Genomic DNA, 24,811 nt, shown 5'->3' with positions numbered 1-24,811 from the left:
GTGCTTTTAACTGGTTGTTTTATCGGGTGTTGTATTTTTATGCACTAAAAAGGTTCAAAAACATGCAACCACACACCTAACCCAATAATTTTAAAGCAGAAATATAAATTTAATATTTCTGCTCTCTTTTTTCATTACTTTTGCACTGCTGCTGCTTTAATATTCACACTGAGAATTTTAACAGGTTGTTTCGGTACACCTTGATGTGGCCCTGCACGTCCTGTCGGTACTTTAGTGATTTTATCTACCACATCCATACCTTTAGTGACCTGACCAAAAACCGCATAACCTGCGTTATTGGTACTTCTATCTAGAAAGTTATTATCCACCACATTAATAAAGAACTGACTGGTTGCAGAATGCGGTAGGTTGGTTCGTGCCATCGCCAAAGTGCCACGTTTATTCGATAGACCATTACTTGATTCATTTTGAATGGCTGGTCGTGTTGGTTTTTCTATCAGGTCCGCAGTCATGCCCCCACCTTGCACCATAAAACCCGGAATGACGCGATGAAAGATCGTGCCGTTATAAAACTTAGCTTTCGTATAGTCTTCAAAGTTTTTTGCTGAGATGGGTGCTTTATCATTAAACAGTTCAATTTCGATGTTGCCCATTGATGTTTTCATTTCAACAATCGTGTTATTTGCCATGACCGCCATACTCATACATGTAGCCGCCACTGCAACTAAACTCTTCTTTAACATTTCGTTACTCACAGCATTTAGATGTTATTAGATTTCGGTATATTAATCGTTCAGTATAAATAAAACACTACTTCTTCTAAGAAAACGAGAATAACGATGAATGAAGCTTTAGCCCTGTCTCAATTGAGTCAATTTCCACCTTGGCATTTACAAGATGAAGCCTTTATTTTGAATTATTGGATTAGTCCGCAATTTATTCGACAATATAAAGCGTTTCGTATTGCCCCGTCCCCGATTGGTCGTGTGGTTCAAGTCATGTTGGTGCGTTATCATCAATCTCCTGTTGGACCTTATGATGAACTACTTTTACTCGACCATCCTTTACTGAGCAAACGGCGTTTAAGTTCGATTCCTAAAATTTATGTGTCTACACAGATTTCAGTTGAACATGGTCAACAACTTTGGGGTATTCCGAAAGAGTTCGCTCAGTTTGACTGGCATACGCAGCACGAAACAACACAATGTCAACTCAGCACTCAAGACCAAACCCTGTGTTTAACACTCACCCAGTGCAAAAAGGCACGTCCGTTTTATATTAATAGTCATCACATTCCACGTTCTATGCTCAAAATACAGCAAGCATGGCAAGGTCAACGTTATGAGTTTTCTCCACAGTTTCGCGCAAAGCTAATGAAACTGAAAAAATTTGAATGGCAAAACCATACCACTCTCTTTCCAGACTTTGGCCAAGCCAAGGCTCTACAAAGTTTTTATCTCCCGAGCTTTCAGCTCGTTTTTCCAGAAGCCAAAATCCGCTCTAAATAAAAAACAATGTTCCACGTGAAACATTCTTTTTAAAATTCATGCTTTTTATTTGGCATTCTTATCCCAAAATTTTCTAAAATCCTTTGCCATTTCTATGGTAATTTTTTTTGCTCGACGAGAAATGATGGTGAAGTTCACAAACCCATGGGGTTGATCTAGATAATTCTGATAATAAACCTTATTGCCCTGCTGCTTTAATTTGATGGCATAAATTTCACCTTCATCATGTAATAAATCATGACCTGCGGTGATGACAAAAGCGGGTGCGACACTTTTTAATACACCATAAGTCGGCGAAACAATAGGATCATCCAGTGCTACCTGATGTTGTTCAGCATACAACGACGTCACTCTATCGACATCTTGCCCCGTTAAGGTCAGTCCATCTTTATAAGCAAAGAACGATGGATGGCGACTTTTGAAATCGACCACGGGGTAAATTAACAGTTGTGCACTTGGCGCATAAGCTTTTGCAGCAGTTCGCTGCGCCACCACGGCACTGATATTACCACCGGCACTATCGCCAACCACCGCAATTCGATTTTTCAAAATTTTGAACTGACGACGGTTTTGATAGACCCAAGCCAAAGCATCTTCACAAGATTGAATTAATAAATTCGGGCCAACTTCTGGCGCCAAAGGATAGTCAATACTGAGCACCTGCACTTTGGCATGGATCGCCAGTAAGCGACAGACTTCATCATGACTGTCGAGACTGCCGACCACGAAGCCGCCGCCATGATAAAACACCAGCATCGGAAGTTTCTTATTCGGTGCAGGATGATAATGCCGCGCAAACACAGTTCCACTTTGTAAAGGTAGACGTAAATCCTCCACTTGTTTTACCGTGCTGGGTTTGGCGGTCAACATTTGAATTTGATTATCAAACAATTTACGCGAACGGTGGTAGTCTTCAAAAATAAAGCCCGATTTGCCTTGCTTATATTGAGCCGCCATTAAGCATTTAATAAAGGGGTCCAGTTGTTCAAACTGGTGAGGATAACCTAGTGCTTTCACCAGGCCTTCTTGTGCTACTGTCGGTAAGCGATCAATCATACGTGCCGCAGTGCCTTGGCCTTGTTCCATCCATTGTTGTAAAGTTTGATTCAACACGCCCATATCAATAATATCCTTTTATCGTTCTTCATATTCTCTACATGATCATCACTTATGTGACCATTCTCTTATATAAGTCTTCACATCAAGATACATAGCAATACGCCCTATACGCTAATCTTCTTTTAAGAGCTTGTCATTGACAATTTTTATGCCGATTTAGGAGTGTTTTGCTACTCCGTTTTATGAAGGAGACCTGCCATGACTAAAAAAATAATATTCCTCTCGCTCATCAGCACCTTGTTTGTTGGTTGTGTGGCTTTTCCTGAGGATGGCTATTATGACGGACGCTACGACCACCGCTATGATTATGATGATCGACGCTACGACCAACATGATCGCTATGAACGTGAACGAGAACGCCAACGTTGGGAATACCAACAACGACAAAACCGTATCGAACGCGAACGTCGCGAGGCAGACCGAAACCGCCAAAGACATGCTGAATGGGAACGCCAAAACCGCGAACAAGAACGGCAACGTATTGAAGCTGAGCGCAAACGGATCGCTAACCAACGTCATCACGACTGGCAACAGAAAAAGCGTGATCAAGAGCGATTAAACCAAGAACGTAAACGTTATGATGCTGAGGGTCAGCAACGACAAAATGCCGAACGCAAACGTCGTGAGCAAGAGCATCAACGGACTGAAGATCGACGCAAACAATCCCATAAGGATCGTAAGCAACGTCCCGATGATCAACGCCGCGATCAAAACAAAGGTTGGGATAACTCACGTCAAGAACGATAAAATCGTCATCGTACATCAGACTGATGAAATAACACGGCTGAACAGCTTCTAATTATTTACCCTTAAAAAAAAGACCTTCACGGCATCCTGTGAAGGTCTTTAACAAAGCGAATGTAAGAGAAGTTCTCTTTTAAGCTTTATTGTTGTGTGGTCGCAGGTGTAGATTGGATGGGTTCAATCTGAGCCGCAGGATCTGCTTGAACCTCGACTCCAGCACTCCCCTCAACGGTTGCTGTTGCATCCGGTGCAGTGGTCACTTGAGCGGACTCAGGCGCTGTATTGGTTTCATTTGAGCTACAGCCCACAATGGCAAATGCTGAACCTAAAAGCGCTAGAGACAATAATGCAGTTTTCTTATTTAACATTCTTTCATTTCCTTTTACGTTATACAAAATAGCAAAGCCAAACTTTGCGCTGCCTATCTTTGTCAAATCCGAAAACTTTTACACACGTGCTGAGTTGTAGTTTTTGCAGACTCGAGTACAACTTGTGCAATTTTTTATTAATTGGGTACAAATACCGCCTTAGGACTACATCTCCACAGCAGCTCAAGTTAATATGCTGATTCTGCATTATTTCTTTCTTCGGTGAGCAGCATAAATAGGAACTCTATGCTTACACAATCAACTCTTCAGTATTGCAGAACTCTTGTATGCTGATACACGATTAAATAATGTTATTTTTAAAGTTGAAGCAAAAAAAAGCTTAATCCAAGGTAGATTAAGCTCGAGAAAGCATACAAAAATAAAGAAACCAGATCCTTAAAATCGAATTTTGAGTGCAAAGCTCGAATCACTCTGACAGCATTATACCTTTGCACCGAATAGAGTACTTTTGGGAGACGTACTATTCAAAAACCTAAATCTCTAAATTAAGAGGGTTTCCCCAAGCTATGCAAATAGGTCGCAGTCACCATACTTTACTCTCTCCACAAAGTATGATCACCGCTGATGAACTCATTATGTGGTCAAGCGAAAAATTAGTAAAACAGATAAATTTAATTAAAATAATTCAATGTAACGATTAGCCTTTGTCAACATAAAAAACTCAAGCAGGATTGGAAATGGACCTTTGCACAGAATAAGCACCTAGAAAGCCTGATTTCAGCAAATTTTTACCAAAAATAAATGAATTAATCACTGAAGCCGCTTGAATTTTTGGCTCTTGCCCCGACCTTTTGTAGTAATCCTGAATTCAATGACGCATGGCAGTTCAGATTAACCCAGTTAACACTGATGCCTGAAGGACTGTACATGTTTAAGAACCCATTTAAACGGAGTAAATCAATGGCGACTGAGCACAATCAAGAAGCTCAAGATCTAGGGCAAGAGCAAGCGGATTCACAAACAGCGCAAACTCAAGCTGAAACGGAGCAAGCTGAAGTTTCAGTTGAGGATTTACAAGCTCAAATTACCAATCTTGAAGAAAGCCTAAAGCTTGAAAAAGCACGCACTGCAAATGCTGTATACGAAGCACAAAAAAGTGTAGAGCGTATTCAACGTGAATCCGATAAGCATAAAGACACCGTTCTCGAAAAATTCGCAAAAGAGTTACTGGACTCAGTGGATAATTTAGAACGTGCCCTTAGCGCATCGGGTGAGGAAAAAACACCAATGTTTGAAGGTGTGGAACTAACGTTGAAATCGCTACTGACTGCACTGGAAAAATTTGGTGTGGTCGCAGTTGATACAGCAAATGGTTTCAATGCGGACTTGCATCAAGCAGTCGGGATTGATCCAAATGCGAAAGCCAACGAGATCGGAACGGTATTACAAAAAGGTTATACCTTAAATGGTCGTTTGCTTCGTCCAGCAATGGTCATGGTTGGCGCATAAACTCTATAAATTCGAGAGTTTGTAAAATTTTTTCTTGATTATCACTTGAAAAAAATTGAACGGCTCTCATATCGAATAACAAGCAAAAACATTGCAAAAATTTTTGAGGAATCATCCAAATGGCTAAAATCATTGGTATTGACTTAGGTACAACAAACTCTTGCGTCGCTGTACTTGAAGGCGACAAAGTTAAAGTGATCGACAACGCTGAAGGTGCACGTACAACACCATCGATTATTGCGTATAAAGATGGCGAAATCTTGGTGGGTCAGTCTGCAAAACGTCAAGCAGTGACTAACCCTAAAAACACATTATTCGCAATCAAACGTTTGATCGGTCGTAAGTATCAAGACCAAGCAGTTCAAAAGGACATCGGTCTTGTCCCTTACAAAATCATCAAAGCTGACAATGGTGATGCTTGGGTTGAAGTAAACGACAAGAAACTTGCACCACAACAAATCTCTGCTGAAATCTTGAAAAAGATGAAGAAAACTGCAGAAGATTACTTAGGTGAGACAGTAACTGAAGCGGTGATTACCGTTCCTGCTTACTTTAACGATGCACAGCGTCAAGCAACTAAAGATGCGGGTAAAATCGCAGGTTTAGAAGTTAAACGTATCATCAACGAACCAACGGCTGCTGCACTTGCGTTCGGTATGGACAAAAAAGAAGGCGACCGTAAAGTTGCAGTTTATGACTTAGGTGGTGGTACTTTTGACGTATCTATCATTGAAATCGCTGATCTTGATGGCGACCAACAAATTGAAGTGTTATCAACCAATGGTGATACTTTCCTTGGCGGTGAAGACTTCGATAACGCTTTAATCGAGTTCTTGGTTGAAGAGTTCAAGAAAGAACAAAACTTCAACTTGAAACAAGATCCACTTGCATTACAACGTTTGAAAGAAGCAGCTGAAAAAGCAAAAATCGAGCTTTCTTCATCAAATGCAACTGAAATTAACCTTCCGTACATCACGGCTGATGCTACTGGTCCTAAACATTTAGTGATTAACGTAACACGTGCAAAACTTGAAGGTTTAGTGGCTGATTTAGTTGAACGTACAATCGAACCTTGCCGCATTGCGCTTAAAGATGCTGGTCTTTCAACAAGCGACATCTCTGACGTAATCTTGGTGGGTGGTCAATCTCGTATGCCACTTGTACAACAAAAAGTACAAGAGTTCTTCGGCCGTGAACCACGTAAAGACGTGAACCCTGACGAAGCGGTAGCAATGGGTGCTGCAATTCAAGGTGCGGTATTGTCTGGTGACAAAACTGACGTACTTCTTCTTGACGTTACTCCGTTGACACTTGGTATCGAAACCATGGGTGGCGTGTTAACAGCAATTATTGAGAAAAACACCACGATTCCTGCGAAGAAATCTCAAGTGTTCTCAACTGCTGCGGACAACCAACCTGCTGTAGACATTTCTGTGTTCCAAGGTGAACGTAAAATGGCACAGCAAAACAAATTGTTAGGTAACTTCCAATTGGGCGACATTCCACCTGCTCCACGTGGTGTGCCACAAATTGAAGTATCGTTCGACATTAACGCTGACGGTATCTTAAAAGTATCGGCTAAAGATAAGAGCACTGGTAAAGAGCAATCAATCCAGATTAAAGCAAACTCAGGTTTGTCTGATGCTGAAATCGAAGCAATGATCAAAGATGCTGAAGCGAATGCTGAAGAAGACCGTAAGTTCGAAGAACTTGCGAAAGCACGTAACGAAGCGGATGCATTGGTATCTTCTGCTCAAAAAGCAGTGAAAGATCTAGGCGAGCAAGTAACTGCTGACGAAAAAACTGCTGTTGAAACTGCTGTTGTTGAGCTTGAAACTTCGACTAAAGAAAATGATGTAGAAGATATCAAAGCGAAAACTGAAGCACTTCAAAACATCATCATGCCGATTACGCAACGCGCTTATGAAGCTGCGCAAGGTCAAGGCGGTGCTGAAGGTTTCGATCCGAATGCATTCGGTGGTGACGCTGGTCAACAACAAAAAGCGGACGATGGCGTTGTAGATGCTGAGTTCACTGAAGTAAAAGATGACAAAAAATAATTTGTCTCTTTAATAAAAAACCGCGCGAAAGCGCGGTTTTTTATTATCTCAATATTGTTGTTTCACATTCCACTTTTACCTTAGGCTGATAAAAAATTTAGATCTTAGCCACCCATGAAAACTATACAGTTGGGACTCATCGTCCTCATTACAACCTTCGGTTCCGCATGTACAACAATAAGCCCCTCCGTAGAAACAGCTAAAAACCAACAGCAACAAAGTGCGCAGCAGCAGATCCAACAGGGCTTCGATCAACTCCAAACCACTGGGGTGATTGTCATTAAGGATAAGTATGGCTTACACAGCTACGGCAATGACTTGAGCCGTGCTCAGACACCCTATGTACCCGCCTCTGCCTTTAAAATGCTGAATGCCTTAATCGGACTAGAACATGGTAAAGCAACCAGCACCGAGGTATTTAAATGGGATGGTCAAAAGCGCAGCTTCCCTGCTTGGGAAAAGGACATGACTTTAGGGCAAGCCATGCAAGCATCTGCCGTTCCCGTTTATCAGGAGCTAGCACGGCGCATTGGCCTAGACCTGATGAAAAAAGAAGTGCAGCGCATTGGATATGGCAATCAACAGATTGGCAACGTTGTCGATAATTTTTGGTTAGTCGGTCCACTACAAATTACGCCTGTTCAAGAAGTCCTTTTTGTAGAGAAGCTGGCCAATACACAACTCGCTTTTAAACCCGATGTACAACATGCAGTACAAGACATGCTGCTGATTGAACAAAAACCGAATTATAAACTCTATGCCAAATCTGGTTGGGGCATGGACCTAGAACCGCAAGTGGGCTGGTGGGCAGGCTGGGTCGAAACTTCAACAGGTGAAAAAGCGTATTTTGCTTTGAATATGCATATGAAAACAGGGATTTCAGCCAGCGTGCGTGAGCAACTGGTCAAACAAAATCTGACAGCACTGGGAATAATTTAAGCCCATAGAGAAGACGCATTTTTTATATTGCAAAGGTATTTTTTACGCTAAAGTAGCTAAAAATAAAGATATATGAATGAAATATGCGTCAAAGTCTCTTGTTTGCTTTACTGAGCTTTTTAGGATTGATTCTGTATCAAAATATGCAACAGCCCCAGCTGCGTCTCAATCCACTGCTGGATCGACTCACCCATCCATTCGATCAGCGTATTCGTTATCGTATTGCGGAAGTCGATCCGCGTTTTGGTCTCAGTGAACATGAGTTAAAGTACATTAGCCAGCAAGCCACGGATATTTGGAAGCAGGGTTTGGGCCAAGACTACTTTGTCTATGACCCCAATGCTCGGTTCAGTATTCGACTCATTTATGACCAGCGTCAAGATGAGTCGGTACAACGCCGTGATCAACTGTCTAAACTGACACAAAATGAACACGGGCTGAATCAAAAAAATAATGAACTCAAAGCCATGCAGCAAAATCTGGCACGCCACTCAGGGGCCTTAGATATGCAAAAACAGAGTCTACAAGACCTTAGCCAAAACTATAATGCCATGATCCGTCAGTATAACCAGCACGGCGGAGTCCCTGCTTCGCAGCAAGCAGCCGTACAACAGAGTTTGGCGCAGCTGCGTCAACAGCAACACGTTTTAGACCAACAAATTGCCAGCTTTAACCTGCAAGTAAATGCCTACAATCAAAAGGTGGATGAGCTGAATCGTTTGGATCAAGGCCATAATCTGGCCATCGACCAGTTCAACCAGCGCTTTCAACCCCGTCTATTTGATAAAGGCCTGTTTAATGGGCGTGAAATTCATATTTATGAGTTTGAGTCCAAAGAAGACTTACGTCTGACTTTAGCGCATGAATTTGGCCATGCCCTCGGAATGAAACATCATAATGATCCGAAAGCCCTGATGTACCCAATGCTAGAAGAGCAAGATATGCAGCATTTCCGTTTAAAAAGTGCCGATATTGCATTGTTTAATGCCCGTTGAAATGATGAATTGCTAAAAAAATCCCCTAATTTTAATATGTGTATGAAATACAATCACAGCACATCTTGACTCGGGTTCGTGTTATTGTAAATAATTGAATATCCACTAGAAGCTTTGGAGACGAATGTGAGTTACTACCATATCTTAATCGAAGTAAATGACCACATCAGTACGATTGAAGAAACTCGTGATATCGAAATCTTTGATATTGTTGAGATTCAACCTTATCTCCATTCTATTCTATTGCCCTATTTTAACGAGCAGCTGTTAGAACTTGAAGATGAAAATTTAGAGTTTAAGGATGTTTTACATCTGGAAGTTAAACAGACGCTTTTACCGATCAATGATTTGATTGAAGAAGAACAGAAACTGTTACCGAGTGACACCGATGTCACCATTACCGCCTATGAAATTTTTAATAACCGTGACTTAAGCCAAGATGTCACCACGATTATTTTTGACTTACTCGATGCGATTAAACTCGATTGAAAGCGAATGATTGCACATAAAAAAAGCCCTCATCATGAGGGCTTTTTTAATCAGATCAGGTTTAGATCGAGAAAGATGAACCACAACCACAGGTCGTTGTTGCATTTGGGTTTTGCACAATGAAACGTGAACCTTCTAAACCTTCAATATAATCCACCACTGAACCGACCAAATATTGATAACTCAATGAGTCAACCAACATTTTCACATCACCATTGATAAATTCTGCGTCGTCTTCATTTTGGTTTTCAGCAAAGTTAAAACCATAAGAAAAACCTGAACAACCACCGCCCGTGACATATACACGAAGCATTAAATCTTGATTACCTTCACTGTCGCGTAATTGACGTACTTTATTTGCGGCATTGTCGCTTAGTTCAAGTGCTTGGGCATTCATCTTAGATTCCTCAGTTCGGTTCAGCTGTCTTTCAAATCAAAAAGACCATATTTCGAGTATAGCATACTCAATATATGGTCCCTATTTGAATATTTAAAGTCAAATCAGACTAATTTTCTCAAGATTGTTTGTAATTTTCATCCTGTAGTCCACATTCAAAGTTTTTCGCCGCTTGCTTACAACGGAATTGCCATAACAGTTTCATCATTCGCTTATCGTAAATACCGCGGTTGGTGAGATCAATTCGTGCTTCCCGCATCATCTTTTGATAACCGGGTTGATCTGCAGCAGGCACCTGCATCCAATATTTTTGCGGAATTTCGGCTTTCATTTTACCCAAGATGCCGAATGCACGCGGCAGCTGGCCTTTGACCCATTCTCGTGATTTTTGTCCATAACCTGCAGGAAATTTATCCGGACGAATGATGATATTACCTGTGACCTGTAAAATCGGATAATTTACAATCGCCCCTTTCGTCCCCAAGCCTTTATGTAACTCTAAGGGCTTAAAAGCCGCTGCAGGTGCACCAATAATATCGACTTGACCGTTATTGAACTTTGCACCAAAGTTCGTGACATCAGCACTCACAGCTTGTGCACCAATTTGTTGAACCATGACTTTTTGCGCTTGGTCATAGTCTAAAACCGCAATTTTCTTGCCTGCAGCTTTCGCTACGGTATTGATGCTACGGTCATTCACCATTAAAAAAGCATCCCCCACAGGAATCACACCTGCCACTTCGTACTTGCCATTGACCATATGTTTAGCAAAAGTTGGGCTGGCCAAGCCTTGCATCACTTTAACAGCTAAATTGAGATCGGGAATCGCACCAATTGCGTCGAGTGAGCCTGTAAACGAATTAAATTGACGCCCGCGCATGCCTGTAACACTAATGGCATCACATTTTCCTGCTTTAAAATCCTCAGCAATCACGGCTTCATTTTGTCCGACCCGAAGTTCAATATCCGCGCCCCAGTTTTTAGCCGCCAACTGATAATCTTTCATCAGGCTATACACATCACCATTTTTACCGACCAAGTCGAATACACAAACTACTTGTTTGGCCTGTGCCATCGCTGTTGCAGAAATGACTAATGTCCCAACACTCAGGCTTTTCATCCACTGTTTCATACATCTTCCTTTAGACTTATTGTTGTTTATTGTGATGAGCCATTCACTTGTGCTCTTTGTTATTTTTTAATGCCCCGAATGGCACTTCACTCGGTTCAAAACCACTCATTTCCTACGCGCTATACAAATTAGCAGCTTCAAGACCATTTAAATCGGTCGATTAAAAGCAAAAAAGAAAGCCCAATTTAAACTGAACTTTCTTTGATCCCATTCAGAAAATTACTCACCGCCCAGTGAGCATTCAAAGTTGGCTTTATCCACCGAGCAACGGGCTTTTTTCAACACCGACATCATTGCTGGATCATAAATGCCTCGTTTGGTCATATCCATCCGACCATCACGCAACATTTTTTGATATTTGGTTTTGTCTTCTGCTGTAAGATTCATTTTGTATTTTGCAGGAATGCCTGCTTCTAAACGACCAATCATCGCGATGCTTTTCGGTAGGTTTTTCACAAACCAATCTCGCGATTTTTGTCCAAAGCCTGCGGGGAATTGATCTGGGCGAATCACAAAGTCAGCTGTCACTTGTAGTACAGGGAAGTTAAACATGGCGCCGTTCGTGCCTAAACCTTTATAAATTTCTAGGGGCTTATAGGCGTAAGCCGGTGCCCCGACCATATCAACTTGACCATTATTAAACTTCGCTACAAAGTTAGACACATCGGAAATCACCGCTTGCGCACCGACGCGTTGTACCATGATTTTTTGGGCATCGTCATAGCCCAAGACTGCAAACTTTTTACCTGCCGCTTTTTCAATGGAATTAATACTTTTATCGCGTACAAAAATAAAAGCTGAACCTAAAGGTGCAATCCCTGCCACTTCATATTTTTTACCTCCAAGATTGGTCACCATTTTGGCCGCATTACGCTGATCCAATGCAAAAGTAATTGCACGTTGTGCAATGGCATTGCTTGGCGCTCCGCCCAAAGCATCAATAGAACCGACAAATTTATTGTACTGGCGTGCACGCATAGCGGTCATAAACACACCATCACACTTACCTGCTTTAAAATCGTTGTCGGCCACGGCTTCATCTTGACGAGGGATTAAATTAATTTCAGCCCCCCAGCCTTTTGCCGCCAAAGCCCATTCTTGCGCCATTTGATACGACTCACCAGATTTGCCAAGCAAGTCAAATACACAGATGTCCACTTTGGCCGCTTGTGCTGTCGACGCCACACCCAAAGCAGAAAAAGCAGCGAGTGCGAGGGTTAATTTTTTCATTCTTGTGTCCTTGTTGGTTTTGTTGTTTGACAGGTGTCCATACACATGCAAAATATTAAGCAAGTTAAAATTAAAAAAATAGAGCATTTACTCAAGAATTATTGTCAATTGGGCAAATTTTTTTCTTTTCTCTCATTTTTTATTTTCACAGGATTATTAAAAGCATTTTAAATTCATCATATTAAAATAAAAACCCTGCATCATCCGTTTTACATGAATGATGCTTAATATTACAAAGAAATACAGATTTTCGCCTTATTCACCGCCCAATGAACATTCAAAATTGGTGCGTTCAACCGTACAACGGGCTTTTTTCAACACGCGCATCATGCCTGGGTCATAGCCCCCTTGTTTGGTTAAATCAATGCACCCTTCCCGTAGCAAGCGCTGATATTTTTCTTTGTCTTCTTTGCTGAGTTGCATTTTGATTTTACTGGGAATGGCAGCGTCAAGTCGATGCACCATGGCAAAGGATTGCGGAATTTTTTGTAAAAACCATTGCCGTGATTGCTCGCCAAATTGAGTAGGAAAACGCTCGGGTCTGACTATTAAATCTGCAGTGACATTGACTACGGGAAAGTTAAGCATAGCCCCTTTAGAGCCTAGACCTTTTTTCAATTTCTAAGGGTTTATAGGCATATGCAGGTGCAGCAACCACATCGACTTCGCCTGTATTAAACTTTTTTATAAAATTGGAAATATCCGACATCACAGGTACAGCGCCCACTCGCTCTACCATCACCCGTTGGGCCCGGTCATAATGCAGAATGGCAAATTTTTTATCTTGTGCTTTTTCGATGGTATTTAGACTTCGGTCTTTTACAAAAATATATGCTGAACCAATCAAGCCAATACCAGCCACTTCATAGTTTTCACCTTGTAATGTGGTGGTCATACGCTTGGGGTTTCTAAGATCCAACACATACTCCACGGCCTTTTGTGCAATTTTATTGCTTGGCACCCCGCCTAAGGCATCAATCGAACCTGCGAACTTATTATAAGTGAGCGCGCATTGAGGTCATATACACCGCATCGCATTTATCATTTTGAAAGGCTCTATCGGCCAAGTCTTCGTCCTGAAAGGAAATGAATTGTACCTGTGCCCCCCATCTTTTACTGACCAAAGCCCATTCTTCTAAGAATTTATAAGATTCCCCTGCTTTACCCAGCACGTCGAAGACACACACCTGCTGCTTCGCTTGCACCATACTTGAGAAGCCGCACAGTGCTAGCGTCGATAAAATAAAAAATCCTTTTATTTTCAATATTATAAATTCATTTTTTGTTTTACTGGGAAAATATATCTGTGTGCTATTCCTCAATACAGGTCAAATGGCTTCATCCTCCCCTTAAAAGTAACTATTCAAGATTTCAGTTCAGATAAATTTTGAATGTTTAGTCTTTTGCTGACGCATCCATTAGAATAGGCGCACCTTTTTCTGATATTTGATAGTTCCATGATTCAGCTTGATCAAGTTTCATTGCGCCGTGGTGGACGAGTGTTATTTCAAAAAGCCTCCATGCAAATCCATCCGGGTTGGAAAGTTGGTCTCACCGGTGTCAATGGTGCTGGAAAATCAACCCTGTTTGCTGCGCTCTTAGGCTCAATCGGTCCTGATGATGGCACCCTAAGCCGCCCTGCCGTATGGACAGTGGCGCACATGGCGCAGGAAGTAAAAGCCTTAGATATGGCTGCGATTGATTTCGTCCTGACTGGTGATGAAGAGTATTGGAACATTCAACAACAGCTCAACCATCCTGAACAATTAACTGACACTGAACTGGCCGATTTACATGGCCGATTCGACGAAATTAACGGTTATTCGGCACTTGCTAAAGCCGCTCAGCTTATGGCGGGTCTGGGTTTTATGGAACATCAAAACCAACTTTTGGTTTCGAGTTTCTCTGGTGGATGGCGGATGCGTTTAAACTTAGCACGTACCCTGATGAGCCGTTCGGATCTATTATTACTCGATGAACCGACCAACCACTTAGATCTCGATGCTATTTTATGGTTAGAAGATTGGTTGAATGCCTATACGGGTACCCTGATTTTAATTTCGCATGACCGCGATTTCTTAGATGCCATTACCAACCGTATTTTGCATATCGAAAATCAAGAACTCACCCTCTATAGCGGCAACTATTCTACCTTTGAAACCACTCGTGCAGAACGTTTGGCACAACAACAACAAGCCTATGAAAAGCAGCTCGAAACACGGGCACATATTCAAAAATATATTGATCGTTTTAAAGCCCAAGCCACTAAAGCGCGTCAGGCACAAAGCCGAATTAAACAACTGGAACGGATGCAACTACTTGCCCCTGCGCATGTCGATACCCCGTTTACCTTTAGCTTCCGTGAACCCACCAAAATGAGTTCGCCACTGCTCACTCTAGAGCAGGCTGATATTGGTTATGGCGATAAACTGATTGCAACCAATATCAACCTACAAATCACCCCGACGAGCCGAATTGGCTTATTGGGGATGAATGGTGCAGGTAAATCAACCTTAATCAAATCCTTGGTTGGTGATTTACCTTTACTCGCAGGACAGCGCAAAGCTTCCGAACTGTTGAATATTGGTTATTTTGCCCAGCATCAAATGGATTCACTGGATGAATCGGCCAGCCCAATGCTGCAATTGGCACGAATTGCGGATAAAAAAATCAGTGAAGCGACCTTACGTGCCTTTTTAGGCAGTTTCGGCTTTAGTGGCGAACGAATGGATACCCCTTGTGAGAGCTTTTCAGGTGGTGAACGTGCGCGTTTGGCATTGGCTTTAATCGTGTGGTTACGTCCCAATGTGTTGATTCTAGACGAACCGACCAACCATTTAGACTTAGATATGCGCCATGCCCTGACCATGGCTTTACAAGACTATGAAGGTGCAGTGGTCTTGGTTTCACACGAACGCCAACTGATTGCCAGCGTGTGCGATGACCTCATTTTAGTCCACGCTGGAAAATCCATCGAATTTGAAGGCGATCTTCACGATTATGCCAACTGGTTACGTCAAGCGCGCCTAGAGATGATTAAAAAAGGCGGAATCGTAGCGCCGATCGTATCTAAAGTCAGCACTCAAAAAACCATCGTTTCAAAGGTTGATAAAGAAGCGCAGCGTAAATTGGCCGCACAGCGCCGTGAACAAACGCGTCCGATTCGTAAAAATATCGAAAAATGTGAAAGCATACTGGCAAAACACCAGCCACGTTTAGTCGACATTGAACGTTTACTCGGTGATGCTGGCCTATATGATGCTGCACGCAAAGATGAACTCATGAAACTGATGAATGAGCAAACCGAACTTAAAAGCCAAGTCAGTGAAGCAGAAGAACAAATGCTAGAGCTGATGATGGAACTTGAAGAACTCGAAAGCTCATTCGAAAACGAATAATCTTTCCTCATACACCCTGCCCGCTCTGTTTATGCATGGCGGGCATTTTTATGTCTTAACCATTTTGATTGATTTACTTTGCTGCAACACCAATCGATCTTGAAAAACGTACCTTTTCGGTCTATGCATATAACTCAATAGGAAATGCACTCAATTAGTCTGAGCATTTTTATAATTCATAAGTTATTGAAATTAAAATTATTTCTTAATAAATTAAGCGATAAATTAATTGATTTTTATTGTTTAGATATTCTTAAAAAGCAAAAATTAGATTGTTTAATTCAGCTTAATTAATTGAATACTCAACTATATACAGCCCTATTCCAGTAAATTTGACAGCTTAAAGCCAAATATAACCTTTACAACAGACAGCGAATATCCATCATGCTCAGGCATGCACCTTTCAACACAACAAGTTTTGAATTTAAAAAGAGGGAATAAATTTAAAAGATCTGATTTAAATTTAAAAATAAGGCAGGGTTTTAAATTTAAAGACCACACTTAAAGCAGCTGTGGATAAAATTATACGTATTTTAGCAGCTAATATAAAGTGCTATTTTTATTTATCCACAGGCCAGCGCTGTTTATTTATCCAGTTGTTTTAGGCAAATCGATTCTCTTTTTCGCGTTCTTTTTCCTTAATTTAATAAAGCTCTTTGCGCCTTTAAAAAGCGTAATTCTTGTATTTTCCATCCCTGATCAAAGACCCATGTTTCTTCAATTTGTTGGCGATTTTCAACCAAACCGATCAAGACCTGACAGCGTGTTTGGTCACGGTTAAACTCAAATTCTTCAAATTCGACGTCGGGTTTTTGAGGTTTCCAAACGCCATTTTTCACAGCATGTGCGATCTTTTCATAGCGGGTATAGTTACTCTCTACACGATCAGCTTCCTCATAGACCACTTTAAAATGCTCATCTTCATATTGAGCTAAAACTTCATAATTGCCCGTAAAAAATGCATTTACCCAAATATCGCGTACTTGTTCTAGTTGGTTATCCATCATAATGACCTCACATTTTGCACTGTGTAAAAGACTTGATACTCACATCATGACATCGCTATAAGTCAGTTTAATAACAGTGTGCACTGCTTATATTTTATTCAAAAGCATGAAAAATTCTGTAAAAAAAAGCACCCCGTAGGGTGCTTTTTTGGCTTATTTTGTAAAGCGCTTAGGCATCAATGTCCGCATTCAGTGCATTTTCTTCAATGAATGCACGACGTGGCTCCACATCATCACCCATCAAACAAGAAAACATACGATCAGCTTCAATCGCGTCCTGAATGGTAACTTGCAACATGTTGCGGTTTTCAGGATCCATGGTAGTTTCCCAAAGCTGCTCCGCATTCATCTCACCCAAACCTTTATAGCGTTGAATCATCATGCCACGACGTGAATCAGACAAAATATGCTGCCATACCTGATGGAAGTTAGTGACTGCAATCTTGCGATCACCTTTTTGTAGATATGCGCCATCTTCCAACAATGTGAACCAACTCTTAGAGTTTTTCAACAAACGCGCATATTCACCAGAACCCAATAAACCTGCATCTAATAAATAGCTGTGCGGCAGATTGTGTACATAGATGGTGATACGAGGTAAGTAAGTTTCGATCTTTTGACCATCCGCCAGTTCTTTTTCAAACATTTCTAAGCTTAACTCAGGACGCAAGCTCGGTTGAATCTCTGCCACAGCACTGCGCACTTGCTCAGCCCACTGCTCGACATAAGCTCGGTCGTGGTTTTGATCAAGTTTAAAGCCTTCAACCGAAATCAACGCATCTAAGACACTGGCAGGATAACGTACAGTTAAACGCTGTAAGCTCTTCTGAGACGTTTGATAGTCCGCAATCACATTCGCTAAAGCTTCACCACGGATTGCTGGTGCAGCATCGCTAATATGCAATTCAAGCTCATCTATCGCGTTTGAAATTAAATAGGTTTCAAGCGCATCATTATCTTTCAGATATTGCTCTTGCTTGCCTTTTTTCAGCTTATACAGTGGTGGCTGAGCGATATAGATATAACCACGTTCCACCAACTCAGGCATTTGGCGGAAGAAGAAGGTCAACAATAGGGTACGAATATGCGAACCATCCACGTCAGCATCGGTCATGATGATGATTTTGTGATAACGCAATTTGTCCGGATTGTACTCTTCACGACCAATTCCACAACCCAATGCCGTGATCAGCGTGCCGACTTCTTGAGATGAAATCATCTTGTCAAAACGCGCACGTTCCACGTTTAGGATTTTACCCTTCAACGGTAAAATCGCTTGCATCTTACGGTTACGACCTTGTTTAGCTGAACCGCCTGCAGAGTCACCCTCGACGAGATACAATTCAGATAATGCTGGATCTTTTTCTTGGCAATCCGCGAGCTTACCTGGTAAGCCTGCAATATCTAACGCACTTTTACGACGCGTCATTTCACGCGCTTTACGTGCTGCATCACGAGCACGAGCCGCATCAATGATTTTGCCCGCAATCGATTTTGCAGCTTGCGGGTTTTCAAGCAAATATTCAGAGAATGATTTGTTCATTGCCTGTTCAACCGCAGGTTTCACTTCACTGGAAACCAACTTTTCTTTGGTTTGTGAAGAGAATTTTGGATCAGGCACTTTCACTGAAACAATCGCAGTTAAACCTTCACGTGCATCATCACCAGAAACTGCTACTTTCTCTTTTTTGAGTAAGTTTTCGTTTTCCATATAGCTGTTTAGACCACGCGTTAATGCCGCACGGAAACCTGCTAAATGCGTTCCACCATCTTTTTGTGGAATGTTGTTGGTAAAGCAACGTACGTTTTCTTGATAGGTATCATTCCACTGCAACGCCACTTCAACACCAATGCCATTTTCAGCCTGTACGGTGAAATGGAAAATGTCATTCAGATGGGTTTTGCCTTGGTTAATATATTTCACAAACTCAGACAGACCGCCTTCGTAGTCAAACACATGTTCTGCATGAATACGCTCGTCACGCAAAACAATGCGCACGCCCGCGTTTAAGAAAGACAATTCACGTAAACGACGCGCCAAAATATCAACATTGAAAATGGTTTGGCTAAAAGTTTCAGCACTTGGCCAAAAACGGACAGTTGTTCCTGTCGTATCCGTATCTCCCACAACAGTCAGTGGGTAAACAGGATCACCGTGTTTATATTCTTGTTGATGAATATGACCTGCACGATGAATGGTCAATTCCAACTTACGTGACAAGGCATTCACAACTGATACGCCTACACCATGTAGACCACCTGAAACCTTGTAGCTATTGTCATCAAACTTACCACCCGCGTGCAGAATGGTCAAAATCACTTCTGCGGCAGAAACCCCTTCTTCAGGGTGAATATCGGTCGGAATACCGCGCCCATTGTCCGATACACTTACAGATTCATCTTCGTGAATCGTCACCAAAATTTCATCACAGTGACCTGCAAGCGCCTCATCGATCGCATTATCCACCACCTCAAACACCATATGGTGTAAGCCTGAACCATCATCCGTATCACCAATATACATACCCGGACGTTTACGTACTGCGTCCAATCCACGTAATACTTTGATACTAGAGGAATCATAAGCTTTTTCTGTGGTTTGTTCCGTTTGAGAAGCAGCTTGTTGATCTTCTGAACTCATGGTTTCTCCCTAGCGAAAAATAGGTCTATCCCGTGATGGGTAAAATCTAAAATCATTGTGCGACAACTTGAACTTGACCGTTTTCAACACAGAATAATTGATAAGAAATAGATAAATCATGTAAGTGATTTTTGACTGATTCATACTCTAAAGTGGTAATAAAAACTTGACTACCCAGTTGGCTCAATCGCTCAATTAAACGTTGTTGTGCTGTTAAATCTAATTCTGCTGTCAGATCATCTAATAATACCACAGTTTCCTTATTACAAGCGTGTAGCATTGCAATCTGTGACAATTTTAAGGCTATGATTAACAGCTTTTTTTGTCCACGTGACAGTACGACATCGGCATCGCCAAGGCTTGTTTTTAAACGTAAATCTGCCTTGTGTGGACCATACTCGGTATAGCGCCGCTCAAGGTCTTTTTGATGGTGATTTTGCAGGTCATTCAGTAACCCCAACTCGGTATGAAAGCCAGGGCTATATTCTAACTGAACCTCGATATCAGGCAGCAGGTGTTTTAAATCTTGCTCAAAAAAGCTCTTCCACTGTTCCACAATGCTGACGCGCTGTGAATGCAACATTTCACCATAATCACCAAGCATTTTGTTCCACGGCTCCAAATCTGCCAGGCTTAGATTCCGTCGTGTTTTTAGTAAACTATTACGCTGTTTTAATGCCCGTGAATAATATTGCCATGCATGATAAAACTCAGGTTCCACGTGGAACATCAGCCAATCTAATAGTTGCCGTCTAGGCTTGGCACCATGATCAATAATATCGGTACTTTGCGGATCAATCAGTTGCAAAGGAAGAATTTTAGCCAACTGACCTTGAGTAGCAATGTTGTCGCCATTGACCTTGATGAGCTGCTCACCAGACAACAGCTTTTGCATCCCAATCTTTTCAGAACTGGATTGGGCAAAGACAATCGCGTCTTGGGTGTCGGTTTGAATATAGTGTTTTGGAATATGGGTACGAAAGGAACGTCCTGTCGCAAGTAGATGAATGGCTTCTAAAATTGAGGTTTTACCTGAACCATTTTGTCCATAAAAAACATTAAACGGTTGCAATCCATGGAGAGCAACCTTTCTGAGATTTCGAACACGTTCGATGTTTAAACGCGTGATTTGCATGCCTGAACCTAGGGCTTAAACACGCATCGGCATGACCACATAGGTCTGATCTTGATGAGCTGGGTCTTGCACTAGAACCGATTGATTTGCTTCTGTCATCGTCATTGACACATCATCACCATCCAATGCGCCTAAGACTTCCAATATGTATTGGGCATTAAAAGACATTTCCATTGGCGCATTATTATATTGAATCGCCAAATCCTCTACAGCTTCGTCTTGCTCAGGGTTATTGGCACGTAGCTGCAAAGTGTCTGCGGCAAAGTTTAAGAACACACCCCGTAGTTTTTCATTACTTAAAATCGAAACACGTTGTAAAGATTGCTTAAAGACATCATGTGCAATTAAGACATTTTTATCCCCACCACGTGGAATCACACGACGATAATCAGGGAACTTACCGTCAATCAGTTTTGTGGTGAAACGAACAGTGGTATCCCCTTGTTCTTTGTCACGACTGGCAATAGAAATGGTCACATTCAATAATTCACGACCGATTAACAACGCCAATTGTTCATCTTCAATGCTCAATAAACGCTGTAGTTCACCCACCGCTTTACGTGGAACAATCGCTTGAATCAATTGAGTGGCATTTGAGCTAGCAACAGTTTCACACAAAGCTAAACGGTGCCCGTCTGTGGTCACTGCACGCAGTTGATTATTATCAATTTCCAGTAAGGTTCCCGTGAGATAAAAACGCACATCCTGCACCGCCATAGCAAATGCAGTTTTTTCAAATAGACGCTTTAATTCACGCTGTGTCACTGCAACTTGCGTGCCTTGCGTGTTCTCTGTGGTCAATAACGGGTAATCTTCAGCCGGCAAAGTCCCCAACACAAAACGGCTATTACCAGACTTTAAAATACAACGTTGATCTTCAGTAATTTGTAGGTCTATCAGTGCTGCAGTCGGTAAAGATTTGCAAATATCCATCAGCTTGCGCGCAGGAACTGTGGTTTCACCCGCTTGTAAACACGCACCTTCTGCAAGAGGGGTGCTTGCAACCAATTCGACTTCTAAGTCTGAACCTGTAATCGTCAACGACGCTTGGCTCACTTGCACTTTAACATTTGAAAGAATGTTTAAAGTATGGCGACGTTCAACCGCTCCTACGACATGTGATAGAACATTAAGTAAGCTTTCTTTCGCGATTTTTAAACGCACGATACATTCCTCGAAAAACTGAAGATAAAATAATAAATAAATGTGTTTTTAGCAGTGTACTATGCGGCACAACATGCCGCATTGCAAGAATAGAATTTGAGCAATTTTGCTTAACTTTGCAGCAAGCGTTGCAAGTTTTTATAGTCCTCATTGAAGATCGCATCTTCATCGCGCAGACTTAAAACTTTTTCACAAGCATGCATGACGGTACTGTGATCTCGACCGCCAAAGGCCATACCAATTTCAGGGAAACTGTCTCCCGTTAACTCACGTGCCAAGCCCATTGCCAATTGGCGGGGACGAGCATAAATACGGGTCCGTTTAGGCCCAACCAACTCTTTGAGTGGGATTCTAAAGTACTCACTCACCACACGTTGAATATTTTCAGTACTGATGGTCCGTGCACGAATGGCCAAGACGTCTTTTAAAGACTCACGCACAACATCCAAATCAATCGCTGTGCCTTTAAAGCGTGAAATGGCCACCACTTTATTCAACGCACCTTCCAATTCACGTACGTTTGCAACCACCTGTTGAGCAATAAATAACGCACAGTTTCGTGGTAATTCCACATCATTGCTTTCTGCTTTTTTCAGCAAAATTTCAATACGGGTTTCAATATCTGGTGGCTCAACTCCAACCGACAAGCCCCAAGAGAAACGTGAAACCAAACGTGGATCCAATTCCGTTAATTCTTTTGGATAACGATCAGAGGTCAGAATAATTTGCTTAGATTCGTCTAAAAGTGCGTTAAAAGTATAGAAAAACTCAACTAAACTCGCCTCTTTACCCGCCAGCAAATGAATATCATCGACCAACAATAGATCTAAAGATCGGCAATTTTTCTTAAATTCTTCCACTTTGCCTTGTTGTAAAGAACTAACAAAATCTTGAACAAAGCTTTCTGCAGTCATATACATGACACGTGCATTCGGTTTAGCTTGTAACAAGGCATTGCCCACTGCTTGCATTAAGTGTGTTTTACCTAGACCAGTCGGGCCATATAAAAATAAGGGATTGTGCTGAGAAGCACCTAACTGGGTTAAAACCTTACGGCACGTTTCAGCAGCCATTTGGTTTGAACGACCTTCCACAAAAAGTGAGAAGGAAAATAAAGGATTTAACTGGCGTTTACGGCTGTTTTTAGAATTCCCTTCTTCTTTTTCTTTTTTCGGACGCACAACAGGTACTGGAGCAGACTCTAAAGCTGCAGTCGTGGTTGCAGGTTGCTCACTCGCAGATAAAATTGCACCCGGGCGTGAATCGACTAAAATTTCAACTTTACGTACACGCCCTTCAGAGAGCTGCTCCACTAAAATTGTAATCAACTCTAGGTGATGTTCTTGAATGTAACGTGTCCAATAGGGATTGGGAGCATAAAGACGTAATGTGTCATTTAACTCTTCTGCAACTAAAGGGCGTATCCACATTGTAAAGACATTCCCAGAGAGCTCTTGTCGCAAGCGAGTTAAGCAGTCCGTCCAAAGCATGTGAAACCCCTATTCATTCCATCGATAATTAATAAAAACACTATGTACCCACCGAAGCGGGTCGCCATTCTAACCAAGTTATCCACATCTGTCATGGAAAATTCTGCAGATATTGCTCAAAAAGCCTGCTTATGAAAATAAATTTAAATTCAAATGCTGGTGTGGATAAGTTTATCCGCAAACTGTGGATAGAATATAACACAAAGTTATCCACAAACTATTAATTTTATAAAAACAATCTTATCCACACTATATTTTATTGTTTTATAACTAAAAAAGTGTCATTTCCACAGAAAAAGACCACCTTAATAATAATAAATTTAAATTTATAAATTTGAATTTATTTATAAGAGATCTGTTTTCTGGGGATAACTGAAGATCCAAAACGAATTTAAATTTAAAAACATGCGCAGCAAGTGAATTTAAAGACCTGTGGATAATTATGTTGGTAATCTTGTTGGTAACTTATATCACTTTAATAAACAATAATCTAGGTTGTGCATAAGAAAAAAGTGCAGTTGTTTAAAACTTATCGAGAAAAGAGCAAGCTCAAGCTGCTGTTACAAATAAAAAGGCTTAATTTCACAAGAAAATCGGTTTTCCATTGACAGCTCAAGCAATGAACACTAAACTCGCGAACCTTCATTGAATGATCATTTTTGGAGTTTCGATATGAAACGTACATTCCAACCATCTGAATTAAAGCGTAAGCGCGTTCATGGTTTCCGTGCTCGTATGGCTACTAAAGCTGGTCGCCAAGTATTAGCTCGTCGTCGTGCAAAAGGTCGTCACAGCTTAACTGTTTAATTAATAGTTAACGCTTAAACGATTTTGGGTGTTATGACTACACTTTATGGCTTCAGCACAGAGGTTCGTATTCGCTGTGCTGCCGATTATAAAAGTGTCTTCGATGGTGCGCTTTTTAAAGTGCATCAGCCCCATTTCTTATTTCTAGCAAAACTGACCGAACAACCTCAAAGTCGTTTGGGTATTGTTGTTGCTAAAAAGAAAGTGCGTCGTGCACACGAAAGAAATAGAGTAAAACGTTTGGCTCGCGAAAGTTTTCGCTTGCATCAACAGCAATTAACTTTAGATATTGTGGTTATGCCTAAAATGGGGATAGAAACAGTGCCTAATGCAGAGTTGCACCAGCAATTACAATTTGCTTGGCAAAAATTACAACGTCTTGCCAAAAAGCATCAAAAAATAGCTCCCTCCCTGCAAAAGTAGAGATGGCCAATGGTCCGGTTACTGCATTGGTTAATTCGATTTTATCAAATTGCGATTAGTCCTTTACTTGGACCGCGTTGTCGTTATATCCCTACATGTTCTCAATATTCATTGGAAGCAGTCCATACACATGGTGCTGTGCGTGGTGTGTGGTTGGCTACTAAACGTATTTGCCGTTGTCATCCTTGGGGTGGATCGGGGTATGACCCTGTTCCAAACAAAAGGATTCGTTTTATCTCTTTTCAGCAAATAGATTCTCAAAAGCATCTGGTTGCTGTACCCTTTCGTGATTGTTTCTTGAACCAAAATCACTCTAACCACTTGGGGTAATCGA

22 protein-coding genes and 1 pseudogene are annotated in these 24,811 nt (G+C 41.5%); 11 read left to right on the top strand and 12 right to left on the bottom strand.

Annotated features, from left to right (window positions below; all coding sequences use genetic code 11):
- Positions 1 to 134: 134 nt before the first annotated feature.
- Positions 135 to 704 (bottom strand): peptidylprolyl isomerase, encoded by a 570-nt coding sequence (locus tag ACG9ZB_RS13870; RefSeq protein ID WP_419326345.1) that lies wholly within the window; start codon positions 702 to 704, stop codon positions 135 to 137.
- Positions 705 to 800: 96 nt separating this feature from the next.
- Between ACG9ZB_RS13870 and ACG9ZB_RS13865 the strand changes: the two genes are divergently transcribed.
- Positions 801 to 1,469, top strand: coding sequence for an acetoacetate decarboxylase family protein (locus ACG9ZB_RS13865; RefSeq protein ID WP_419326344.1), 669 nt, complete (start codon positions 801 to 803; stop codon positions 1,467 to 1,469).
- Between the two features lie 45 nt (positions 1,470 to 1,514).
- On the opposite strand, the gene ACG9ZB_RS13860 is transcribed toward ACG9ZB_RS13865, so the two are convergent.
- Positions 1,515 to 2,588 carry an alpha/beta hydrolase gene (locus tag ACG9ZB_RS13860; RefSeq protein WP_419326343.1) on the bottom strand — a complete coding sequence of 358 codons (1,074 nt, stop codon included), beginning with the start codon at positions 2,586 to 2,588 and terminating at the stop codon, positions 1,515 to 1,517.
- A gap of 198 nt (positions 2,589 to 2,786) precedes the next feature.
- Between ACG9ZB_RS13860 and ACG9ZB_RS13855 the strand changes: the two genes are divergently transcribed.
- Complete coding sequence (locus tag ACG9ZB_RS13855) at positions 2,787 to 3,335, top strand: hypothetical protein (RefSeq protein WP_419326342.1); 549 nt, start codon at positions 2,787 to 2,789, stop codon at positions 3,333 to 3,335.
- 137 nt (positions 3,336 to 3,472) lie between these two features.
- Here the strand turns inward: ACG9ZB_RS13855 and ACG9ZB_RS13850 are convergent, their stop codons facing one another.
- Positions 3,473 to 3,700 (bottom strand): hypothetical protein, encoded by a 228-nt coding sequence (locus ACG9ZB_RS13850; protein WP_039890835.1) that lies wholly within the window; start codon positions 3,698 to 3,700, stop codon positions 3,473 to 3,475.
- 921 nt (positions 3,701 to 4,621) lie between these two features.
- Between ACG9ZB_RS13850 and grpE the strand changes: the two genes are divergently transcribed.
- The 5 genes from grpE (at position 4,622) to ACG9ZB_RS13825 (ending at position 9,653) form a co-directional block, all read left to right on the top strand.
- Positions 4,622 to 5,170, top strand: coding sequence for a nucleotide exchange factor GrpE (gene grpE, locus ACG9ZB_RS13845; RefSeq protein WP_058951459.1), 549 nt, complete (start codon positions 4,622 to 4,624; stop codon positions 5,168 to 5,170).
- A 119-nt stretch (positions 5,171 to 5,289) separates the two neighbouring features.
- Positions 5,290 to 7,230 (top strand): molecular chaperone DnaK, encoded by a 1,941-nt coding sequence (dnaK, locus tag ACG9ZB_RS13840; RefSeq protein WP_419326341.1) that lies wholly within the window; start codon positions 5,290 to 5,292, stop codon positions 7,228 to 7,230.
- A gap of 114 nt (positions 7,231 to 7,344) precedes the next feature.
- Positions 7,345 to 8,169 (top strand): OXA-211 family carbapenem-hydrolyzing class D beta-lactamase, encoded by an 825-nt coding sequence (blaOXA, locus tag ACG9ZB_RS13835; protein WP_419326340.1) that lies wholly within the window; start codon positions 7,345 to 7,347, stop codon positions 8,167 to 8,169.
- 83 nt (positions 8,170 to 8,252) lie between these two features.
- Positions 8,253 to 9,164: a matrixin family metalloprotease gene (locus tag ACG9ZB_RS13830; RefSeq protein WP_419326338.1), complete on the top strand. Its 912-nt coding sequence runs from the start codon at positions 8,253 to 8,255 to the stop codon at positions 9,162 to 9,164.
- Positions 9,165 to 9,278: 114 nt separating this feature from the next.
- Entirely contained in the window at positions 9,279 to 9,653 is a 375-nt protein-coding gene (locus ACG9ZB_RS13825; protein ID WP_419326336.1) for a hypothetical protein, read from the top strand.
- Positions 9,654 to 9,714: 61 nt separating this feature from the next.
- Here the strand turns inward: ACG9ZB_RS13825 and erpA are convergent, their stop codons facing one another.
- From erpA to ACG9ZB_RS13805, 4 genes and pseudogenes are all read right to left on the bottom strand, one after another.
- Entirely contained in the window at positions 9,715 to 10,050 is a 336-nt protein-coding gene (erpA, locus tag ACG9ZB_RS13820) for an iron-sulfur cluster insertion protein ErpA (RefSeq protein ID WP_004697409.1), read from the bottom strand.
- A 118-nt stretch (positions 10,051 to 10,168) separates the two neighbouring features.
- Positions 10,169 to 11,170, bottom strand: coding sequence for a putative solute-binding protein (locus tag ACG9ZB_RS13815; protein WP_419326348.1), 1,002 nt, complete (start codon positions 11,168 to 11,170; stop codon positions 10,169 to 10,171).
- Between the two features lie 231 nt (positions 11,171 to 11,401).
- The gene (locus ACG9ZB_RS13810) at positions 11,402 to 12,412 is read right to left on the bottom strand and encodes a putative solute-binding protein (protein WP_004697413.1); all 1,011 of its coding nucleotides are present in this window, start codon (positions 12,410 to 12,412) and stop codon (positions 11,402 to 11,404) included.
- A gap of 255 nt (positions 12,413 to 12,667) precedes the next feature.
- A pseudogene (locus tag ACG9ZB_RS13805) lies at positions 12,668 to 13,620 on the bottom strand (putative solute-binding protein).
- Between the two features lie 249 nt (positions 13,621 to 13,869).
- On the opposite strand from ACG9ZB_RS13805, the gene ACG9ZB_RS13800 reads away from it, so the two are divergent.
- Positions 13,870 to 15,810, top strand: coding sequence for an ATP-binding cassette domain-containing protein (locus ACG9ZB_RS13800; protein WP_419326334.1), 1,941 nt, complete (start codon positions 13,870 to 13,872; stop codon positions 15,808 to 15,810).
- Between the two features lie 638 nt (positions 15,811 to 16,448).
- Here ACG9ZB_RS13800 and ACG9ZB_RS13795 read toward each other — a convergent pair.
- The 5 genes from ACG9ZB_RS13795 to dnaA all read right to left on the bottom strand — a co-directional run bounded on the left by ACG9ZB_RS13795 (position 16,449) and on the right by dnaA (position 23,247).
- Positions 16,449 to 16,817 carry a hypothetical protein gene (locus ACG9ZB_RS13795; RefSeq protein ID WP_419326332.1) on the bottom strand — a complete coding sequence of 123 codons (369 nt, stop codon included), beginning with the start codon at positions 16,815 to 16,817 and terminating at the stop codon, positions 16,449 to 16,451.
- Positions 16,818 to 16,986: 169 nt separating this feature from the next.
- On the bottom strand, positions 16,987 to 19,458 hold the full coding sequence (gyrB, locus tag ACG9ZB_RS13790) for a DNA topoisomerase (ATP-hydrolyzing) subunit B (RefSeq protein WP_419326330.1): 2,472 nt from the start codon (positions 19,456 to 19,458) through the stop codon (positions 16,987 to 16,989).
- 52 nt (positions 19,459 to 19,510) lie between these two features.
- A complete protein-coding gene (gene recF / locus ACG9ZB_RS13785; protein WP_419326328.1) occupies positions 19,511 to 20,593 on the bottom strand; it encodes a DNA replication/repair protein RecF in 1,083 nt (360 codons plus the stop codon).
- A gap of 15 nt (positions 20,594 to 20,608) precedes the next feature.
- Positions 20,609 to 21,757 (bottom strand): DNA polymerase III subunit beta, encoded by a 1,149-nt coding sequence (gene dnaN / locus ACG9ZB_RS13780; RefSeq protein WP_159127930.1) that lies wholly within the window; start codon positions 21,755 to 21,757, stop codon positions 20,609 to 20,611.
- A gap of 110 nt (positions 21,758 to 21,867) precedes the next feature.
- Positions 21,868 to 23,247 carry a chromosomal replication initiator protein DnaA gene (gene dnaA, locus ACG9ZB_RS13775; RefSeq protein WP_419326326.1) on the bottom strand — a complete coding sequence of 460 codons (1,380 nt, stop codon included), beginning with the start codon at positions 23,245 to 23,247 and terminating at the stop codon, positions 21,868 to 21,870.
- 672 nt (positions 23,248 to 23,919) lie between these two features.
- Here dnaA and rpmH point away from each other — a divergent pair.
- From rpmH to yidD, 3 genes are read left to right on the top strand one after another with little or no spacing between them, the layout of a single operon-like run.
- Complete coding sequence (gene rpmH / locus ACG9ZB_RS13770; protein WP_000831329.1) at positions 23,920 to 24,054, top strand: 50S ribosomal protein L34; 135 nt, start codon at positions 23,920 to 23,922, stop codon at positions 24,052 to 24,054.
- A 33-nt stretch (positions 24,055 to 24,087) separates the two neighbouring features.
- The gene (rnpA, locus tag ACG9ZB_RS13765) at positions 24,088 to 24,477 is read left to right on the top strand and encodes a ribonuclease P protein component (RefSeq protein WP_039890852.1); all 390 of its coding nucleotides are present in this window, start codon (positions 24,088 to 24,090) and stop codon (positions 24,475 to 24,477) included.
- A gap of 9 nt (positions 24,478 to 24,486) precedes the next feature.
- Positions 24,487 to 24,807 carry a membrane protein insertion efficiency factor YidD gene (yidD, locus tag ACG9ZB_RS13760; RefSeq protein ID WP_004977726.1) on the top strand — a complete coding sequence of 107 codons (321 nt, stop codon included), beginning with the start codon at positions 24,487 to 24,489 and terminating at the stop codon, positions 24,805 to 24,807.
- Positions 24,808 to 24,811: the final 4 nt, after the last annotated feature.

The sequence above is a fragment of the Acinetobacter johnsonii genome, assembly GCF_048551975.1.
Lineage (GTDB): Bacteria > Pseudomonadota > Gammaproteobacteria > Pseudomonadales > Moraxellaceae > Acinetobacter > Acinetobacter johnsonii_A.
Note: the sequence above shows the minus strand (reverse complement) of the source record. Positions and strands in the feature narration are given on the sequence as shown.

Excerpts from the sequence above, each read along its gene's own strand:
- gyrB (WP_419326330.1), bottom strand. The coding sequence starts at position 19,458 with ATGAGTTCAGAAGATCAACAAGCTGCTTCTCAAACGGAACAAACCACA.
- ACG9ZB_RS13800 (WP_419326334.1), top strand. The coding sequence starts at position 13,870 with ATGATTCAGCTTGATCAAGTTTCATTGCGCCGTGGTGGACGAGTGTTA.
- ACG9ZB_RS13865 (WP_419326344.1), top strand. The coding sequence starts at position 801 with ATGAATGAAGCTTTAGCCCTGTCTCAATTGAGTCAATTTCCACCTTGG.
- ACG9ZB_RS13860 (WP_419326343.1), bottom strand. The coding sequence starts at position 2,588 with ATGGGCGTGTTGAATCAAACTTTACAACAATGGATGGAACAAGGCCAA.
- rpmH (WP_000831329.1), top strand. The coding sequence starts at position 23,920 with ATGAAACGTACATTCCAACCATCTGAATTAAAGCGTAAGCGCGTTCAT.
- blaOXA (WP_419326340.1), top strand. The coding sequence starts at position 7,345 with ATGAAAACTATACAGTTGGGACTCATCGTCCTCATTACAACCTTCGGT.
- dnaA (WP_419326326.1), bottom strand. The coding sequence starts at position 23,247 with ATGCTTTGGACGGACTGCTTAACTCGCTTGCGACAAGAGCTCTCTGGG.
- ACG9ZB_RS13810 (WP_004697413.1), bottom strand. The coding sequence starts at position 12,412 with ATGAAAAAATTAACCCTCGCACTCGCTGCTTTTTCTGCTTTGGGTGTG.
- ACG9ZB_RS13870 (WP_419326345.1), bottom strand. The coding sequence starts at position 704 with ATGTTAAAGAAGAGTTTAGTTGCAGTGGCGGCTACATGTATGAGTATG.
- grpE (WP_058951459.1), top strand. The coding sequence starts at position 4,622 with ATGGCGACTGAGCACAATCAAGAAGCTCAAGATCTAGGGCAAGAGCAA.
- recF (WP_419326328.1), bottom strand. The coding sequence starts at position 20,593 with ATGCAAATCACGCGTTTAAACATCGAACGTGTTCGAAATCTCAGAAAG.
- ACG9ZB_RS13815 (WP_419326348.1), bottom strand. The coding sequence starts at position 11,170 with ATGAAAAGCCTGAGTGTTGGGACATTAGTCATTTCTGCAACAGCGATG.
- erpA (WP_004697409.1), bottom strand. The coding sequence starts at position 10,050 with ATGAATGCCCAAGCACTTGAACTAAGCGACAATGCCGCAAATAAAGTA.
- ACG9ZB_RS13830 (WP_419326338.1), top strand. The coding sequence starts at position 8,253 with ATGCGTCAAAGTCTCTTGTTTGCTTTACTGAGCTTTTTAGGATTGATT.
- ACG9ZB_RS13850 (WP_039890835.1), bottom strand. The coding sequence starts at position 3,700 with ATGTTAAATAAGAAAACTGCATTATTGTCTCTAGCGCTTTTAGGTTCA.
- dnaK (WP_419326341.1), top strand. The coding sequence starts at position 5,290 with ATGGCTAAAATCATTGGTATTGACTTAGGTACAACAAACTCTTGCGTC.
- yidD (WP_004977726.1), top strand. The coding sequence starts at position 24,487 with ATGGTCCGGTTACTGCATTGGTTAATTCGATTTTATCAAATTGCGATT.
- rnpA (WP_039890852.1), top strand. The coding sequence starts at position 24,088 with ATGACTACACTTTATGGCTTCAGCACAGAGGTTCGTATTCGCTGTGCT.
- ACG9ZB_RS13795 (WP_419326332.1), bottom strand. The coding sequence starts at position 16,817 with ATGATGGATAACCAACTAGAACAAGTACGCGATATTTGGGTAAATGCA.
- ACG9ZB_RS13855 (WP_419326342.1), top strand. The coding sequence starts at position 2,787 with ATGACTAAAAAAATAATATTCCTCTCGCTCATCAGCACCTTGTTTGTT.